A 16,859-nucleotide genomic window follows, 5' to 3' on the forward strand; every position below is an offset into this window, starting at 1 on the left:
ATGTTCTCCTGGTTAATTCCGGCCTTTCCAGAAACCGGCTGTTTGATGTATCAGTTTTCCCGCACTGACCAGTAATAGACGTAGACTGTCGCGACCATAAATTGTCGCGTGGGGAATGCTACTCATCAGACGATACCGCTCGGAACCGCCATTTATTCCTTCGGCCAGGATTTTGCATACAATATGGGAAGGCGTGACGCCAAATCCGGAATAACCCTGAACATAAAAAACATTATTGTGTTCACGAAGCGTGCCAATCTGCGGAAACAGATTCGCGCTACAGGCCATCGGTCCGCCCCAGGCAAAATCGATTTTAACGTCTTTCAAATAAGGGAAGACCTCAGTCAACAGAGTGCGGTTCCAGGCAGCAAAATCGTGCGGGGTATATTCAAGAAACCTTGTGGCGCTGCCAAACAGCAGACGGTTTTCTTTTGTGAGACGGTAGTAATTTATCACCGGGCGGATATCGCTAAAAGCCCCGCGCAAGGGACTGATCCGCTCAACAAGCTCGCTGGAGAGAGGTTCTGTAGAGACCTGATAAGAATAAGTAACCAGCGTTTTCTTATAAATTTCTGGTTCCAGATTATTGAGAAAACTATCACAGGCCCACAGCAATTTGGCTGCTTTTACGCTGCCCATCGCAGTACGTACCCGCACAGTTTTACCGTAACTGACCTCAACCACAGGTGAATATTCGAATATCTTCACCCCCAGCGAATTCGCAGCCTGAGCGGAGCCCAGCAATAAATTCAGCGAGTGGACATGCCCTCCCCCCATATGCTTGAGAACACCGCAGTAGACGTCGGAACCGATAACCTGCTGCACGTCTTTACCGGTATAGAGTTCAATATCGTCTTCCGGCGTGGCGGCTTTGAATTCTTTTTCCCATTGTTGCAGCGTTTTTAACTGCCGCTGGTTGTAGGCCAGATAACCATATCCGGGGACAAAATCAGCATCAATATGGTATTTACGAATTCGCTCCCGAATAATACCTGCGCCGAGGTTCGAGATTTTAAACAGCGTCTCCATTCCCGCTGCGCCTACATATTTTTTAACGGCTTCGATGTCGTGACCTATACCGGCCATCACCTGACCGCCGTTTCGTCCGGTGCCGCCATACCCAAGATGACGGGCTTCCAGAACGACAACATTAGTGATCCCCTGCTCCGCCAGTTCCAGCGCGGTATTGATGCCTGAAAAGCCACCGCCAATGATCACCACATCGGCATCAATATCCTCTTGCAAAGCAGGAAAATGCAACGGGTATTTTTTCGTCGCGCCGTAGTAATTCAACGCATCGATTTTTGTATTCATCGCGTTACCTTGTCATCACGCTTGACTAAGACCGCTATCACAGCACGGTAACGTTTTACAAAATATCGTCCGGAAGAATGACGTTCTTTGGAACGATATTCAGCTCCGAAAAAGTATGTTGGGATGGAAAAACGTACATTCCTGACCTACAGGCACTTCTGATGAGCGATGTGACATTACTTGCCGAAGTAACGACTTTTTTACGCCAACGACACGGACAATTTATTGCAGGTGAACGTCAGGCCGGAAACGGCACGAACTTTTCGGTCACTAACCCAGCCACCGGCAAAATCATCGCCGACGTTGTGTCGGCAACCCCTGCGCAGGCAGAAGAGGCCATGCAGAGCGCCAGACGGGCGTTTGATGTCTGGCGTAAAATGCCAACGTTACAACGCGGCGCATTACTGCTGAAACTGGCTGATACTCTTGCCGCTCATCGTGAAGAGTTAGCTCAGCTGGAAAGCGTCTGTTCAGGTAAAACGATTCTGCTGTCGCGCGGTCTTGAACTCGATCAGTCAGTGGCCTTCCTGCGTTACTTTGCCGGTTGGGCAGGAAAAATAACCGGTGAAACGCTGAATGTCTCCCTGCCATCAATGGGAGAAGAGAGATACACAGCGTTTACCCAACGCCAACCCATTGGCGTGGTCGTCGGTATTGTGCCGTGGAATTTCTCAATTATGATTGCTATCTGGAAGCTGGCCGCAGCGCTGGTATGTGGCTGCACCATCGTCATTAAACCAAGTGAATATACCCCGCTGACACTGCTGCGAGTCGCTGAACTGGCTAAAGAGGCAGGTTTCCCTGATGGCGTAATTAACGTGGTAAACGGTGCTGGCGGTGAGATAGCGCAACAGCTGATCGCGCATCCAGATTGCGCCAAAGTGAGTTTCACCGGGTCAGTCGCGACAGGTGAGAAAGTCCGGCGTTCGGCAACATCGTCAGGAAAACGCGTTACCCTCGAACTGGGAGGGAAAAATGCGGCGCTGTTTCTCAATGATCTCTCGGCACAAGCCATGGTCAACGGTATTCTTGAAGCCGGTTATCTGAATCAAGGACAGATTTGTGCTGCCGCAGAGCGTTTTTATCTGCCCCAGGAAAAACTGGATACAGTCATGACGCTCCTCAGGCAACGGTTATCGGAGATCGTGCCCGGGTCGCCTTTAGATGAAAAAACGGTGATGGGCCCGCTGGCGAATCAGGTTCAGCTTGAAAAAGTGCTGCGTCTGATTCAAATCGCACGGGAAGAAGGGGATACCATTGTTTACGGCGGTGAAACTTTACCCGGCGAAGGGTACTTTTTACAGCCGACGGCGGTAAAAGTGCGTAGTAAAAACAGTACGCTGATGCACGAGGAGACCTTTGGCCCTGTCTGTAGCTTTATCGGTTATCAGAATGAAAAAGAGGCGCTTTCGCATATCAACGCTTCGCCATTTGGCCTTGCAGCAAGTGTGTGGTCGGAAAATATGTCTAAGGCATTACGCTACGCTGAAGATATTGATGCTGGCATGGTGTGGGTCAATATGCATACCTTCCTCGATCCTGCGGTACCCTTTGGAGGGATGAAAGGATCGGGCATTGGTCGTGAATTTGGCAGCGCGTTTATTGATGACTATACCGAACTTAAATCTGTCATGGTCCGTTATTAACCATCCTGAAAATGATGCAGGCAGATCAACCATACCGAAAGGTGGACTGCCTGCCTGATTATCAGGTTCGCTCGCTGCGTTTTATTGCTTTTGGGGTAATGTAAAACGCCCGGCCCGGCGTTCTTTTCTGCATTACTAGCGCCATCTACCGTTAGAGTAGGCTATCTCCAGTCTTAACGGTTCAGACTCATCCTGTAACATCGCTTCCAAAGACAACGCCAGCGTCTGATGATGGGCATCTTTTACACTGACTTTCAGCATGTTGATGCTCGGTTCATAACGTAAAATAGCAGCGCGAAGCTCACGGCAAAACCAGTTGAGAACCCGTTTGTCACCCACATTCACCTCGTGCCATTCCGGCATACCCCGAGTGAGCAGCGGCGGTAATGTCTCGCCACCTGCCACAGCGCAAGAGTTGAATAAACACATTAACTTGCGGCGTACCAATTCATGTGGGCTTATCCCCTCAACCAAGAGCCTGTCGAATAGCGCGACCGGAATGGTTGGCGTCATCATCATTTCCCTATCTGGTCCATCGCCAGATCCCATACTGACGTTCTGGACTCCTGTTGAGCGCCGTCTGATTTCTCGGCAGTGATTTGCCATTCGATTTTCGTGAAGTTCAGCGACATCGTTTCCACCGGCTTACCGCCGGCGCCGCCGCTAACACTGAGTTGTGATATCAGCACGTTTGTCAGGGTATAAACGATAAGCGACCGCATTTTGCCGTCGTCATTGCGGCACAACGTCAGCACCGCGGTTCTAATTAGCCTCCCGCTACAGCAGTACTCATTGAGCACAGGCGTGGCGAGGTCGACAAATTTGGTGAGCGACATTTCACCAACATGCGCACGCCCGGAAGTCCGCTCGGCGAGGCTAACATCGTTATTTACCTGCATTGCCACATTGTGGCTATAAGACATGATCTCTATCTGATCTTCAAAGCCTTCAACCTGGCTTTCGCCTTTGATATTGTCGAGCTTTAAAAAAATCGCATCCATGATTTATCTCCTTGTTGATCAGGTGGCAGTTCAGCAGCCAGACGAATACCGGCGGCCAACGCTTGTGACTCTTATTAAAAGCGCAACTACCAAAAAACACAGCGTGAAAAGCGCCAGGTTTGCAGGGATTTTGCCAACGTTTACCCACGTCTGATGAACGTTATTCCGCTGGTTGCAATGCAATAGAGGGTTTTGGCCCGCTGTGGCCAAATACAATTGAGGTTATACTGAACGCTCTCTGCCATATTCAATCCCTTTTATCGCAAAGTATCCCTGGTGCCGGTATCACAGCGTCATTATTCAAAAATTGACATTTCAGAATAATAATCAGCTATATATAAAAAACACATCAAAAAGCAAATATCAACTTAATTTTTACTTATTTAATAAAAAACCCCAAATTGATTTACATCAATTAACACATACAAAAACACTAAAAATCAAAGCGTTAAATAAAAATTAATCACTATGGAAATTTTATTTTTCTTAATACTCACATTATAAATGCTATTTGCTTATCTTCCTGTTAACACTAAAAAATGATTTAAATCAAAAAACAAACTATTCTCGTTGATTAACGTTTTGACCGAAATAAAAAAGATTTTATACGTCCCGGGATAGTCTCCCTTTCTGATGGACAATATGCATTAACGAGCGGGCAAACAGGTAACTTCTGCCCGGGTAATCCGTTACCCGACTGATATTAACATTGTCATGAGGTGATATCATTTGCCTGGCCAGCCATAATCATCCGGAACCGGCGCTACGCCACGAACATCAGGACGGAGCATTTTTTGTCGATCCTCTTCGTCATCCACCCAGACACTGGCTATCTCTTCACAGGTTGCAAACCATACGCCATCATGCCCTTTAATATGTTCAATCAAGCGTGACAACATCATCATATGATGCCCATGACCGATTATCTGCGGATGAAGGGCCATCGCATATAAACCGTTTTCCTGATGGTTATAAGCATAGGTAAAAATATCCTTCCAGCGTCGCAGAACACCGTCAGTATCGCTCATCCCCTCCTGGTTGCCGGTATACGCCAGTGCGGGAAAATCATCCAGATACCAGCTAACAGGAATTTCCAGAATCGCGCTGGCCGGGCCTGCGATATTTCCCGTCTCCCAATTCACCTGCCAACGTTGAGGATGGTAAGGCACAAGATCTCTCGCCATCAGGCTACTGTCATAGAGAAAACCGGCTTCCTCCAGAAGATCCAGCGTATTCTCGCTATAATCCCAATAGGGAGAACGGTATCCCACAGGACGTATGCCGAAATGTCTTTTATAACAGGCGAACGCCAGATCCATAAGTCGGCGCTCTGTATCACGATTCACCAGCGTCGGATTTTCATGATAGTAGCCATGGTGAGCGATTTCATGCCCGGCATCAAAAATCGCTTTACTGATTTCCGGGAAGGTGTCTACAGTGTGTCCGGGAATAAAAAAGGTGGTTTTGATATTATTTTCTTTGAACAATTTCAGAAGCCTTGGTACGCCAACTTGTGCACCAAACTCTCCTCGTGACATAAAGGATGGCGACGGTCGATTAAATCCGCCCAGCCATAAAGACTGAGCATCTACATCGACACCAAGATTGACCGCAATCCTTTTACCCTCAGGTAATTTTAAATATCCCATAACGACCTCCAGCTAATACATAGAAGGGACACATTCTGTTATTTAATGTGTGATGGCCAGATATTATATATGCCTGCTTTTCTGCGTCTGTCCTTGAACGTTGTTGCTGCCCCACCAAGTCTATTTTCATATAGAACATCGAGGTTAATTTCTCCTGAAATGACATCCTCTTGATTGACGTGCGCCTCTACGATAATACCTTGTGGATTTTTCCACACGACATCACAGGGGCTTAAAATTGAACTTCGGGCCCAGCAGCCTGGCAGTGGTCCACCCGGGTTTCCGCCCAGGCAACAGTGAACAAGATAAATTTGATTTTCAATACAACGTGCGTGGCAACAATGCCTGACTCGCCAAAATCCCTGTTCAGTAAACGTAGCGGAAGGCGTTAAAATTAACTCCACACCCTGTTCCGCCAGCGTCGCGGCACACTCCGGTATTTCTGCTTCATAACAAATATTAAAACCCACCTTTGCAAATGGCAGTTGAAAAACAGCCATTTTATCGCCTTCCTGAGTATACCAACCCCGTTCAGCCGGGAAGATATGCGTCTTACTGTGGGCATAATGTTCGCCATCGGGTCCCCATATATGCGCAACATTCTCATAGCGATCTGCTCCTGTCTGCTCCAGATGAGAGCCAGCAATAATGAACTGTCCTCTTTCTTTCGCTTCCTGTTGAAAAAGCTGCTTATAGGCATCCGTGAACTGATCAATTAAAGTAAGGTGTGAAATGGGTCTTTCTTGCCATTTTTTCAATAGTGTAAATAGCTCAATGGTAAATAGCTCCGGGAAGATAACGACATCAGCTCCCTGACTTTTATTAAGAAGTATCCTTACCTTTGTTATGAAATCTTCAAAAGTGTTTATTTCAGTAACAATATACTGACAGGCTGAAACAGTAAAATTACGTGACATCGTGATATCCCCGGCATGAAATTTAAACTTAAATTAACGTATAGCGCATGGAGAATATTAGGGAGTGGGCATTACGACATCAGGTTATTTTTTGTGAAGCTACGCAAAATATATGGAGAAAAGAGTAGAAGCATTGAAGCTTTATTTACATAAAGGGGACTTTATCGATGATCGCAGCGAGACAGAGAGTCGATAAAAATCCAGGCGAAAAACAATAACCCTTACCACAATATTATTTTCATCATCTAAAAATAATCAGGCAAACTAAATGATAACGCGCTCGTATAAAACGAACGCGTATTTTTACCGACACTAGCTTGCAGAGTTGCATTTTAGTAGCCCGGTTAACATAGTTCTTAACGTCGTCGCAAAACTGACGTGCCGGGCATTCTCAGCAGAGCTGCTATCCGATAAAATACCATACGTGGTAGCTAATAATAGCCTTGCCGCCATTTCTTTATCCACATCGGCGCCAATTTCCCCCTTCGCCTGCGCATCGTTAAAACGTGCAACCAGCGAGGCGATAATAGTGTGGTATTTATTGGTTAGCATTTCCGCGACCTGAGGATTACGCATCCCTTCAGCCATAATCTCTACGACCAACGCCCGCTGCGCGCAGTCTTCACGCGTGACGGCAATAGTTGACTCCACCAGATAATCCACCAGCCCAACGCCCTCCAGCGGCTCACGAAAATGGGTTAGTGCTCTTTCCTGATCTTCTAAAATAATGGCTTCAATCAGGGCCTCTTTAGAGGGGAAGTGATGATAGAGTGTGCCGGGGCTCATGTCGCTGGCCTTACAGATCGTTTTCATTGATGTACTGTGAAAACCGTTTTCAGCAAAACACTGCCTGGCGGCGCGTAAAATTCGCATCCGCGTCGGTAGTGATTCGGTAAGTTTATTCTCCATTACGTTGACCCATTTTTCACTCTGCGTGGTGGCAGTGTACCCGGGCGCACTTCAGGCACCTACTCTTCATCCTATTTTCTTTGATCCTCATGATATCCCTCCCGCCCCCTCCCCCTCACTTCCTGTATAAAAAACAGTAGAACGAACGTTCGATTGAACATTTTTTGCCATATGTCAACGGATGAAAATGGTTTTATGTGACAAAAGAAACAAAAATCAGGTTGCAATCCTGTTTTTTTTGATCCGCCTTAAGATCCTTCCTTTCTGCATTTTCCCTCTCGATCGCTGCGTGATAACTATTGCCTCAGACAACTGGTTAACTTGTTTTATTGCTGGTTGACCAATGAAAATTCATCAGGATTAAGGAGTGAACAATGTTACGTCCCGTAGAAACCCAGAGCCGCGAAATCAAAAAACTTGATGGACTGTGGTCGTTTTGCACGGATGCAGACGATTGCGGTATCGCGCAACAATGGTGGCGACAACCGCTCCCCCAAAGCCGCGCTATCGCCGTACCGGGTAGTTATAACGATCAGTTTGCCGATGCAGAGATCCGCAACTATGTCGGCAATGTCTGGTATCAGCTCAACGTCCGCATCCCCAAAGGCTGGGAGCATCAACGCATCGTTCTACGTTTTGATGCCGTCACGCATTATGGAAAGGTATGGGTAAATGACCACGCCGTGATGGAACACCAGGGAGGCTATACACCTTTCGAAGCGGATATCAGCCACCTGGCGGCAGCCGGAGAGAGCATACGTATCACAGTATGCGTCAATAACGAGCTGAGCTGGCAGACTATCCCTCCGGGGGTGGTGACCCGTGATGAAATGGGGAAAAGGCAGCAATCATACTTCCATGATTTCTTTAATTACGCCGGTATCCACCGTAGCGTCATGCTCTACACCACACCAAAAACGTTTGTTCAGGATATTACGGTGACGACGGAGGTCGCGAACGATCTCTCCCGGGCCACACTGAGCTGGCGGGTGGAGGCCAACGGTGAAGTACGCGTAGAACTGCGGGATGCCGGGCAGCATATTGTCGCCTACGGCGAAGGGGCAAAGGGCGAATTACAGATAGCAGCGCCACGATTATGGCAACCGGGCGAAGGATATCTGTACGAGCTGCGGGTTATCGCACAGCATCAGGACGAACGTGATGACTATCCGCTTCGGGTAGGAATCCGTAGCGTAGCGGTAAAAGGCGAACAGTTTCTGATAAATCATAAACCTTTTTATTTTACCGGCTTCGGTCGCCATGAAGATGCCGATCTACGAGGGAAAGGATTTGATAACGTGCTGATGGTACACGATCACGCGCTAATGTCGTGGATTGGCGCCAACTCTTATCGCACGTCGCACTATCCTTACGCCGAAGAGATGCTCGACTGGGCGGACGAGCATGGCATTGTCGTCATTGATGAAACAGCAGCTGTTGGTTTCAATTTCTCTTTAGGTATCGGCTTTGATTCCTGCGAAAAACCGAAGGCGCTATACAGCGAGGAAGGCGTCAATGATGAAACACAGCGGGCGCATCTCAAGGCTATTCAGGAATTGATCGCCCGCGATAAAAACCATCCCAGCGTGGTGATGTGGAGTATCGCGAATGAGCCGGATACCCGTCCAGAAGGCGCCAGAGACTATTTTGCGCCACTGGCGCAGGCCACGCGCGAACTGGACCCGACCCGCCCTATAACCTGCGTGAACGTCATGTTTTGCGATGTGGAAACCGACACCATCACCGACCTCTTCGATGTGGTATGCCTGAACCGCTATTACGGTTGGTATGTACAAAGCGGCGATCTTGCGAAAGCAGAAAAAGTGCTGGAGAAAGAGTTACTGGCCTGGCAGGAGAAACTCCACCGCCCCATCATCATGACGGAATATGGCGTCGATACGCTGGCAGGGCTGCATTCGATGTACAGCGACATGTGGAGCGAAGAGTACCAGTGCGCCTGGCTGGAGATGTATCACCGAGTATTCGATCGCGTTAGCGCCGTTGTCGGCGAGCAGGTCTGGAACTTTGCCGATTTCGCGACTTCACAGGGCATTATGCGCGTCGGCGGTAATCGAAAAGGGATTTTTACCCGCGACAGAAGACCAAAATCGGCGGCCTTTATACTGCAAAAACGCTGGACCGGTATGACCTTCGGCGAAAAGCCACAGCAGGGAGAGAAATCATGAACCAGCCGCTTTCCTGGCGCGTTATCGTAGGCTACAGCCTGGGTGATGTTGCCAATAATTTCGCCTTCGCCATGGGGGCGCTGTTCCTGCTAAGTTATTACACCGACGTCGCAGGCGTCGGTGCCGCCGCTGCCGGTACGATGCTCTTACTGGTACGAATATTTGACGCCTTCGCCGATGTGGTGGCGGGACGCATAGTAGATAGTGTAAATACCCGCTGGGGGAAATTTCGCCCGTTCCTGCTGTTCGGATCGGCGCCGTTAATGCTGTTTAGCGTACTGGTATTCTGCGTCCCGGCAGAGTGGAGTCATAGCAACAAAGTTATTTACGCATATCTCACCTATATGGGACTTGGGTTCTGCTATAGCATGGTCAATATTCCCTATGGATCGCTGGCGACGGCAATGACTCAGGAACCGCGTTCGCGCGCCCGTCTCGGCGCGGCGCGCAGTATTGCGGCCTCGCTAACGTTTGTCTGTCTGGCCTTCCTGATCGGGCCGCGTATTACTCATTCCAGCCCGACAGAAATGGCGTCGGTCTACCTCTTCTGGACCATTATCCTGGCCATTGCCGGTATGGCGCTGTATTTCATCTGTTTTAAATCTACCCGCGAAAACGTGGTGCGTATCGTCGCGCAGCCGTCGTTAAAAATCAGTCTGCAAACGCTTAAACAGAACCGCCCGCTAATGATGCTTTGTACCGGCGCGCTATGCATTCTGATCTCGACCTTCGCCGTCAGCGCATCGTCACTGTTCTATGTACGCTATGTTTTGAATGATACCGCCCTTTTCTCGGTTATCGTGCTGGTACAAATGCTGGTAGGTTCTGTGGCGTCAGCACCTCTGGTTCCCCGTCTGGTGGCGAAGATAGGTAAGAAGAACACCTTCCTGGCGGGCGCCTTAATGGGCACCCTTGGGTATTTGCTTTTCTTTTATATGTCTGACCATTCAGTGCCCGTGGCCTTAACCGCTCTGGCGATTGCCGCTATTGGCCAGGGGATCACCATGACGGTAATGTGGGCGCTGGAGGCGGATACCGTGGAGTACGGCGAATATCTCACGGGCGTGCGCATAGAAGGTCTGACTTACTCGCTATTTTCTTTTACCCGTAAATGCGGCCAGGCTATCGGCGGTTCTATTCCGGCCTTTATTCTTGGGTTAAGTGGCTATATCGCCAATCAGACGCAGACGCCGGAAGTCATTACCGGTATCCGGATGTCTATATCGCTCATACCGTGCGGCTTTATGTTACTAGCTTTTATTATTATTTGGTTTTACCCATTAACGGATAATAAATTTAAGGAGATTGTTCAGGAGATAGATAAACGAAAACAGTCACAGCAACAACTTATTAAAGATTTTAATAAATAGCTTTTCGATAACAATAATATACAACAGGTTAAACAATGAAAAAATTCGCGAAGATAGCGGCTATTCCAATAGCAGTAGTCGCGGCCTGTCCTTCTGCCCTGGCCCTACAAATTTCTGATGATGAGTCCGCCTTACGTTTTAGACTGAAAAATGAGTTACGAAGAGCTGATAAGCCCAGCGCGGGCGCAGGCAGAGATATTTATGCCTGGGTTCAGGGTGGGTTAATTGATTTTAATAGCAGCTATTATTCACAACGGATCGGCGTCGAGGGTAGCGCGTATTATGTTTATAAACTCGGTGCTCGTGATAATATGAGTACGCGCTGGTACTTAGACGGACACGAGAGTTTCGGCTATGTGCTTGGCGCAATAAAAATAAAGCCAACAGAAAATAGCCGCTTAAAAATAGGTCGTTTTGGCACCGATTATAGTTATGGCAGCCTCCCCTGGCGAATTCCACTCATCGCCAGCAGCTCACAACGCACGCTACCGACCGCTTCCGAAGGCGCGCTGGGCTACCTGGCGCTGACGCCAAATGTAGAGTTCTGGGCAATGTGGCGTACCCGCGTTTTTCAGTGGACAGACTCAACGACCGGTATTCGCAATGAAGGCGTCTACAACAGTAAAACGGGTCAATATGATCATCATCGTCCACGCGCATTTTTCACCGCCAGCTGGCACGACGAGAGCAGCCGCTATTCCATAGGCGGCTCGCAGCAAAACGATGTCTCCCGTCAGGTACAGGGTATCTTTGAAAAACGGATACCACTAGACGATGGTTATGCCCTGAAAGGCGAGCTGCTCGGTTTTTACGCCCGGCTGGAGGGGCTAAGTCGTTCATCCACCCAGCCTAATGAGACCGGGTTGGTTAGCGCTCAGTTTACCTGGAGCGCCCCCTGGGGCAGCCTGTTTGCCAGCGGCGGCTATCTGCAACACGCCATGAACGGCGCAGTGGTCGATACCGATATTGGTTATCCCTTCTCTTTAAGCCTCGATCGCAACCGGGAAGGCATGCAGTCCTGGCAGGCGGGCGTTAATTACCGTGTTACGCCACAGCTCACCATGACATTCGCGCCTGTCGTCACGCGCGGTTATGAGTCCAGCCAGCGCGCTGTTCAAATTAAGGGGTTGGGTCTGCTGGGAGCCATAAATTATCGTATTGAAGAGGGGCCGCTAGAGGGCATGAACATTTTTCTTGCCGCTGACAAAGGGCGCGAAAAACGCGACGGTAGCGCGCTGGGCGATCGCTTGAATTACTGGGATGTGAAGATGAGCATCCAGTATGATTTTATGCTCAGGTAAGATGAAGACGGCCACCCGGAGGTGGCCGTTAGAGGCCGGTAGCGCTTTCGCTTATCAGGCCTGTGAAAACGAGACAGCTTTAGTGGTGAGACGCCAGCGGCTGTTCCGTCATTGGCGGGTGGTGCTTTTCCGGATCTTTAATCAGTACCCACAGGATGATGGCGCCGATAATATCGAACAGACTGAGTGCAATGAAGAACGGGCCGTAACCGATAATAGCGACCAACGCCCCCATAAACAGGTTGAAGCTTAACTGTCCCATCCATGCCGCAGATCCTGCCAGACCGGCAACTGTCGCGACCTCATTTTTCTTGAACAGGTCAGCGCTCATGGTAATCACAACGGTAGACAGCGTCTGGTGCGCAAAACCGCCAATACTCATCAATGCAATGGCGACATACGGGTTAGTCGTAATGCTGACAAAACCGATCGAAATCATCAAAACAGCGCCGATGGTAAAGCTACAACGACGCGCATTGATCGTGGTCATGTGCATCTTTTCCATGAAGAACTTCGCCAGGAAACCGCCTGCAACGCAGCCAAAGTCCGCCGCCAGGAACGGCAACCAGGCAAACATGGCGATCTCTTTTAACGGCAGATGCATCACGTTAATCAGATACAGCGGCATCCAGAAACTCAGCGTTCCCCATGCCGGGTCAGCCAGAAAACGGGTAATCGCCAACGCCCAGAAGTTACGCTTTTTAACGATCTCTTTAACGGCCGGTTTTTTGTTATCGTCCTGGAGATAGCTTTCCTGGCCGTCTTCGATATAACGCAGCTCTTTGTGGGTGATCCACGGGTGTTTATTTGGCGAGTTATAAATCAGGAACCAGGTGATGGCGAACAGCACGCCGATCCCACCGGTAATCACAAACGCCATTTCAGTACCGATGCCGCTATCAGCAAAGGTCAGCATCGCCCAGACCACCAGCGGCGGCGCCAGCATCGCGCCAATCGAAGTACCGATATTAAACAGCCCCCCCGCAATACCGCGTTCTTTCGTCGGGAACCATTCGGCGCTGGCTTTAATCCCGGCCGGAATCGCCGACGCTTCGGTCAGCCCCATCAGACCACGCAGAAATGCCAGGCTTATCCAGCCGCCGGCCAGCGCGTGCGCCATGTTGATCAGCGACCACAACAAGGCAAAGATAAAGAAGCCGATTTTCAGTCCGATGACATCCATCAAATAGCCGGTGATCGGCTGCGCAATGGTGTAACAAAGCTGGAAGGCGCTCACCACCCAGGAATATTGTTGCTCATCAAAATGGAGTTCTTTCATCATCGCTGGCGCCGCAACGCTAAGCGAGCTACGGGACAGGTAGTTTACGATGGTCCCTACGCAGACCAGGCCGATAATCCACCATCTTAATTTTGTCATCTTCATGATAAAGCCTCGTTAAAAAACATTAGCTCCGCGCCGTCTGACCTGTAGCGGGAAAACTGAAATCACAAAAATTGGTTGACCAATCAATATTTTCTCATCCGGACCGGTCAAAATCTGGCGGCAACTCCCGCACTTAATATTCTTGAAATAAATACATCAACTCATTTCAAGTTGAATGGTGAATGCTTTTCACCCAGCAAAAATTGACACAGATCAAATAAATAAAATTGGCAGACCGTGAATGATGATATTTGTGATTTGGTTAGCCAATTTAAACAATAAGGTTGACATGAGAAAATTTTTGGTTGAATTTAGGAGCCAGAACGGGTTTACAAAGCACGTTTCGATGTTGGCTGGCAATGGGTCAACCACGAAGACGTTATCGCAAGAAGAGGAAACGAGATATGAAACAAACCTGGCGCTGGTACGGACCTAACGACCCGGTAACGCTGTCAGATGTACGCCAGGCTGGCGCAACCGGCGTGGTAACGGCGTTACACCATATCCCGAATGGAGAAATTTGGTCGGTAGACGAGATCCAGAAACGTAAAGCAATCGTTGAAGAGGCGGGTCTGGAGTGGTCTGTGGTAGAGAGCGTACCTATCCACGAAGACATCAAAACCCACACCGGTCAGTACGATTTATGGATCAAAAACTACCAGCAAACGCTACGTAACCTGGCGCAATGCGGTATCTATACGGTTTGTTATAACTTTATGCCGGTGCTGGACTGGACACGTACGGATCTGGAATACGTATTACCGGATGGTTCCAAAGCGTTGCGTTTTGACCAGATTGAATTCGCCGCGTTCGAACTGCACATCCTGAAGCGTCCGGGAGCAGAAGCCGACTATACGGCAGAAGAGATTGCTCAGGCAGAGCGGCGTTTCGCCACCATGAGCGAGGAAGACAAAGCACGTCTGACCCGCAACATTATTGCCGGTTTACCTGGCGCGGAAGAAGGCTATACGCTGGAGCAGTTCCGTCAACACCTGGCGACGTATAAAGATATCGATAAAGCAAAACTGCGTGAACATTTTGCCTATTTCCTGAAAGCCATTATTCCGGTTGCCGACGAGGTTGGCGTGCGTATGGCCGTTCACCCTGACGATCCGCCGCGCCCTATTCTCGGCCTGCCGCGCATTGTCTCTACCATTGAAGACATGCAATGGATGGTGGAAACCGTTAATAGCATGGCGAACGGCTTCACCATGTGTACCGGATCTTACGGCGTGCGCGCCGACAACGATCTGGTTGATATGATCAAGCAATTTGGTCCGCGCATCTACTTTACGCATCTGCGCTCTACGCTGCGCGAAGAGAATCCGAAGACCTTCCACGAGGCCGCCCATTTGCACGGCGATGTGGATATGTATGAAGTCGTTAAAGCGATTGTGGAAGAAGAGCACCGTCGTAAAGCCGAAGGTAGCGACGATCTGATCCCGATGCGCCCGGACCACGGTCATCAGATGCTGGACGATCTGAAGAAGAAAACGAATCCGGGTTATTCCGCCATTGGCCGTCTGAAAGGGCTTGCGGAAGTCCGCGGCGTCGAACTGGCTATCCAGCGCGCTTTCTTTAGCAAATAACCTTCTTTCGCATGGCGCGACGCGTCATGCGATTTCCCCTACTCAATGCAATAGCAACATGCCTCGCCCCGGAGATCGCGGGCGAAGACGTCGAATGACAGGAGTTTGCAATGGAACAGAATATCGCCACCGCCCAGGTTTCCGTCGCCCGCCCAAACTGGGACAAATCACGTCTGGTATCCCGTATTGTGCATCTGGGCTGCGGGGCGTTTCACCGCGCGCACCAGGCGCTCTTTACCCATCATCTACTGGAAAAGAGCGACAGCGACTGGGGCATTTGTGAAGTGAACCTGATGCCGGGTAACGACGCGCGGCTGATCGCGAACCTGAAAGCGCAAAATCTGCTGTACACCGTTGCAGAACGCGGCGCAGAAAGTACCGAACTGAAAATTATCGGTTCAATGAAAGAAGCGCTACACCCTGAATTCGACGGTCATGCAGGGATTCTGGCGGCAATGGCGCGCCCGGAAACCGCCATCGTCTCCTTAACCGTGACCGAAAAAGGCTACTGCACCGACCCCGCCAGCGGCGAGCTTGATGTCAATAACCCGCTGATCCAAAACGATCTTGCCCATCCACAGCAGCCTAAATCCGCCATTGGCTATATTGTCGAAGCGCTAAACATGCGCCGGGAGCAAGGACTGAAAGCTTTTACCGTGCTGTCGTGTGATAACGTGCGCGAGAATGGTCACGTCGCGAAGGCTGCCGTCCTCGGTCTGGCAAAAGCTCGCGATGCCGCCCTCGCCGCATGGATTGCCGACAATGTGACCTTCCCCTGTACCATGGTTGACCGCATTGTTCCGGCGGCGACCGAAGAGACGCTACAACTGGTTGCCGACCAGTTAGGGGTTTATGATCCCTGCGCTATCGCCTGCGAACCCTTCCGCCAGTGGGTCATCGAAGATAACTTTGTGAATGGTCGCCCGGACTGGGACACCGTCGGCGCGCAATTCGTTGCAGACGTCGTACCGTTTGAGATGATGAAGCTGCGTATGCTTAACGGCAGTCACTCTTTCCTCGCCTATCTGGGTTATCTCGGCGGGTATGACACTATCGCCGATACCATGACCAACCCGGCTTACCGTCGCGCGGCGCTGGCGCTGATGCTTGATGAACAAGCGCCGACGTTGTCAATGCCGGAAGGCACCGATCTGGAAGGGTATGCGAATTTGTTGATTGCGCGTTTCACTAACCCCTCGTTGAAACACCGCACCTGGCAGATCGCGATGGATGGCAGTCAGAAACTGCCGCAGCGTTTGTTGGACCCGGTACGTCTGCACTTACAACAGGGCGATGACTATCGCCACCTGACGCTGGGCGTCGCCGGATGGATGCGTTACGTCGGCGGTGTCGATGAACAAGGTAAAACCATTGATGTCGTCGATCCGCTGCTCGCGCAGTATCAGGCGATTCATCAGCAATATCAGACGCCGGAAGAACGCGTTCGCGGGCTACTGGCCATCGAATCTATCTTTGGCAGCGACCTGCCGAAGAACCACGAATTTGTGCAAGCCGTTACCGACGCTTACCAACAGCTATTGCAGAACGGCGCGAAAGCCACGGTAGAAGCGCTGGCTAAGTAAGGAGATAAAT

The 16,859-nt window shown here is 50.0% G+C and carries 13 protein-coding genes; 6 read left to right on the plus strand and 7 right to left on the minus strand.

The window, feature by feature from the left end; genetic code table 11:
* Positions 1 to 12: 12 nt before the first annotated feature.
* Complete coding sequence (locus NA389_RS15670; protein WP_001092825.1) at positions 13 to 1,314, minus strand: NAD(P)/FAD-dependent oxidoreductase; 1,302 nt, start codon at positions 1,312 to 1,314, stop codon at positions 13 to 15.
* Positions 1,315 to 1,475: 161 nt separating this feature from the next.
* Between NA389_RS15670 and NA389_RS15675 the strand changes: the two genes are divergently transcribed.
* Positions 1,476 to 2,960 carry an NAD-dependent phenylacetaldehyde dehydrogenase gene (locus tag NA389_RS15675; RefSeq protein WP_001286382.1) on the plus strand — a complete coding sequence of 495 codons (1,485 nt, stop codon included), beginning with the start codon at positions 1,476 to 1,478 and terminating at the stop codon, positions 2,958 to 2,960.
* Between the two features lie 135 nt (positions 2,961 to 3,095).
* On the opposite strand, the gene iraD is transcribed toward NA389_RS15675, so the two are convergent.
* The 5 genes from iraD to NA389_RS15700 all read right to left on the minus strand — a co-directional run bounded on the left by iraD (position 3,096) and on the right by NA389_RS15700 (position 7,436).
* Positions 3,096 to 3,476: an anti-adapter protein IraD gene (gene iraD, locus NA389_RS15680; RefSeq protein ID WP_001543513.1), complete on the minus strand. Its 381-nt coding sequence runs from the start codon at positions 3,474 to 3,476 to the stop codon at positions 3,096 to 3,098.
* A complete protein-coding gene (locus tag NA389_RS15685; RefSeq protein ID WP_000338747.1) occupies positions 3,476 to 3,961 on the minus strand; it encodes an Hcp family type VI secretion system effector in 486 nt (161 codons plus the stop codon). Before NA389_RS15685 ends, iraD begins: the two co-directional genes overlap by 1 nt.
* A gap of 725 nt (positions 3,962 to 4,686) precedes the next feature.
* Positions 4,687 to 5,610, minus strand: a complete 924-nt coding sequence (locus NA389_RS15690; RefSeq protein ID WP_000540892.1) for a polysaccharide deacetylase family protein — start codon at positions 5,608 to 5,610, stop codon at positions 4,687 to 4,689.
* Positions 5,611 to 5,648: 38 nt separating this feature from the next.
* The gene (locus tag NA389_RS15695; protein ID WP_000089256.1) at positions 5,649 to 6,527 is read right to left on the minus strand and encodes a carbon-nitrogen hydrolase family protein; all 879 of its coding nucleotides are present in this window, start codon (positions 6,525 to 6,527) and stop codon (positions 5,649 to 5,651) included.
* 312 nt (positions 6,528 to 6,839) lie between these two features.
* Positions 6,840 to 7,436: a TetR/AcrR family transcriptional regulator gene (locus tag NA389_RS15700; protein ID WP_001667040.1), complete on the minus strand. Its 597-nt coding sequence runs from the start codon at positions 7,434 to 7,436 to the stop codon at positions 6,840 to 6,842.
* A gap of 374 nt (positions 7,437 to 7,810) precedes the next feature.
* On the opposite strand from NA389_RS15700, the gene uidA reads away from it, so the two are divergent.
* From uidA to uidC, 3 genes are read left to right on the plus strand one after another with little or no spacing between them, the layout of a single operon-like run.
* The gene (gene uidA, locus NA389_RS15705; RefSeq protein WP_079917057.1) at positions 7,811 to 9,622 is read left to right on the plus strand and encodes a beta-glucuronidase; all 1,812 of its coding nucleotides are present in this window, start codon (positions 7,811 to 7,813) and stop codon (positions 9,620 to 9,622) included.
* A complete protein-coding gene (gene uidB / locus NA389_RS15710) occupies positions 9,619 to 10,992 on the plus strand; it encodes a glucuronide transporter (protein ID WP_001075549.1) in 1,374 nt (457 codons plus the stop codon). The genes uidA and uidB overlap by 4 nt, the downstream gene beginning before the upstream one ends.
* A gap of 35 nt (positions 10,993 to 11,027) precedes the next feature.
* Positions 11,028 to 12,293: a glucuronide uptake porin UidC gene (gene uidC, locus NA389_RS15715; protein WP_000712678.1), complete on the plus strand. Its 1,266-nt coding sequence runs from the start codon at positions 11,028 to 11,030 to the stop codon at positions 12,291 to 12,293.
* Positions 12,294 to 12,372: 79 nt separating this feature from the next.
* Here the strand turns inward: uidC and NA389_RS15720 are convergent, their stop codons facing one another.
* Complete coding sequence (locus NA389_RS15720; RefSeq protein ID WP_000784370.1) at positions 12,373 to 13,677, minus strand: MFS transporter; 1,305 nt, start codon at positions 13,675 to 13,677, stop codon at positions 12,373 to 12,375.
* 404 nt (positions 13,678 to 14,081) lie between these two features.
* Between NA389_RS15720 and uxuA the strand changes: the two genes are divergently transcribed.
* Positions 14,082 to 15,266 carry a mannonate dehydratase gene (gene uxuA, locus NA389_RS15725; RefSeq protein WP_000815491.1) on the plus strand — a complete coding sequence of 395 codons (1,185 nt, stop codon included), beginning with the start codon at positions 14,082 to 14,084 and terminating at the stop codon, positions 15,264 to 15,266.
* A 110-nt stretch (positions 15,267 to 15,376) separates the two neighbouring features.
* Entirely contained in the window at positions 15,377 to 16,849 is a 1,473-nt protein-coding gene (locus NA389_RS15730; RefSeq protein WP_000437125.1) for a fructuronate reductase, read from the plus strand.
* The last annotated feature ends 10 nt before the right edge of the window (positions 16,850 to 16,859 follow it).

Source organism: Salmonella sp. NW645 (assembly GCF_051703725.1).
Lineage (GTDB): Bacteria > Pseudomonadota > Gammaproteobacteria > Enterobacterales > Enterobacteriaceae > Salmonella > Salmonella enterica.

Excerpts from the sequence above, each read along its gene's own strand:
- NA389_RS15670 (WP_001092825.1), bottom strand. The coding sequence starts at position 1,314 with ATGAATACAAAAATCGATGCGTTGAATTACTACGGCGCGACGAAAAAA.
- NA389_RS15675 (WP_001286382.1), top strand. The coding sequence starts at position 1,476 with ATGAGCGATGTGACATTACTTGCCGAAGTAACGACTTTTTTACGCCAA.
- iraD (WP_001543513.1), bottom strand. The coding sequence starts at position 3,476 with ATGATGACGCCAACCATTCCGGTCGCGCTATTCGACAGGCTCTTGGTT.
- NA389_RS15685 (WP_000338747.1), bottom strand. The coding sequence starts at position 3,961 with ATGGATGCGATTTTTTTAAAGCTCGACAATATCAAAGGCGAAAGCCAG.
- NA389_RS15690 (WP_000540892.1), bottom strand. The coding sequence starts at position 5,610 with ATGGGATATTTAAAATTACCTGAGGGTAAAAGGATTGCGGTCAATCTT.
- NA389_RS15695 (WP_000089256.1), bottom strand. The coding sequence starts at position 6,527 with ATGTCACGTAATTTTACTGTTTCAGCCTGTCAGTATATTGTTACTGAA.
- NA389_RS15700 (WP_001667040.1), bottom strand. The coding sequence starts at position 7,436 with ATGGAGAATAAACTTACCGAATCACTACCGACGCGGATGCGAATTTTA.
- uidA (WP_079917057.1), top strand. The coding sequence starts at position 7,811 with ATGTTACGTCCCGTAGAAACCCAGAGCCGCGAAATCAAAAAACTTGAT.
- uidB (WP_001075549.1), top strand. The coding sequence starts at position 9,619 with ATGAACCAGCCGCTTTCCTGGCGCGTTATCGTAGGCTACAGCCTGGGT.
- uidC (WP_000712678.1), top strand. The coding sequence starts at position 11,028 with ATGAAAAAATTCGCGAAGATAGCGGCTATTCCAATAGCAGTAGTCGCG.
- NA389_RS15720 (WP_000784370.1), bottom strand. The coding sequence starts at position 13,677 with ATGAAGATGACAAAATTAAGATGGTGGATTATCGGCCTGGTCTGCGTA.
- uxuA (WP_000815491.1), top strand. The coding sequence starts at position 14,082 with ATGAAACAAACCTGGCGCTGGTACGGACCTAACGACCCGGTAACGCTG.
- NA389_RS15730 (WP_000437125.1), top strand. The coding sequence starts at position 15,377 with ATGGAACAGAATATCGCCACCGCCCAGGTTTCCGTCGCCCGCCCAAAC.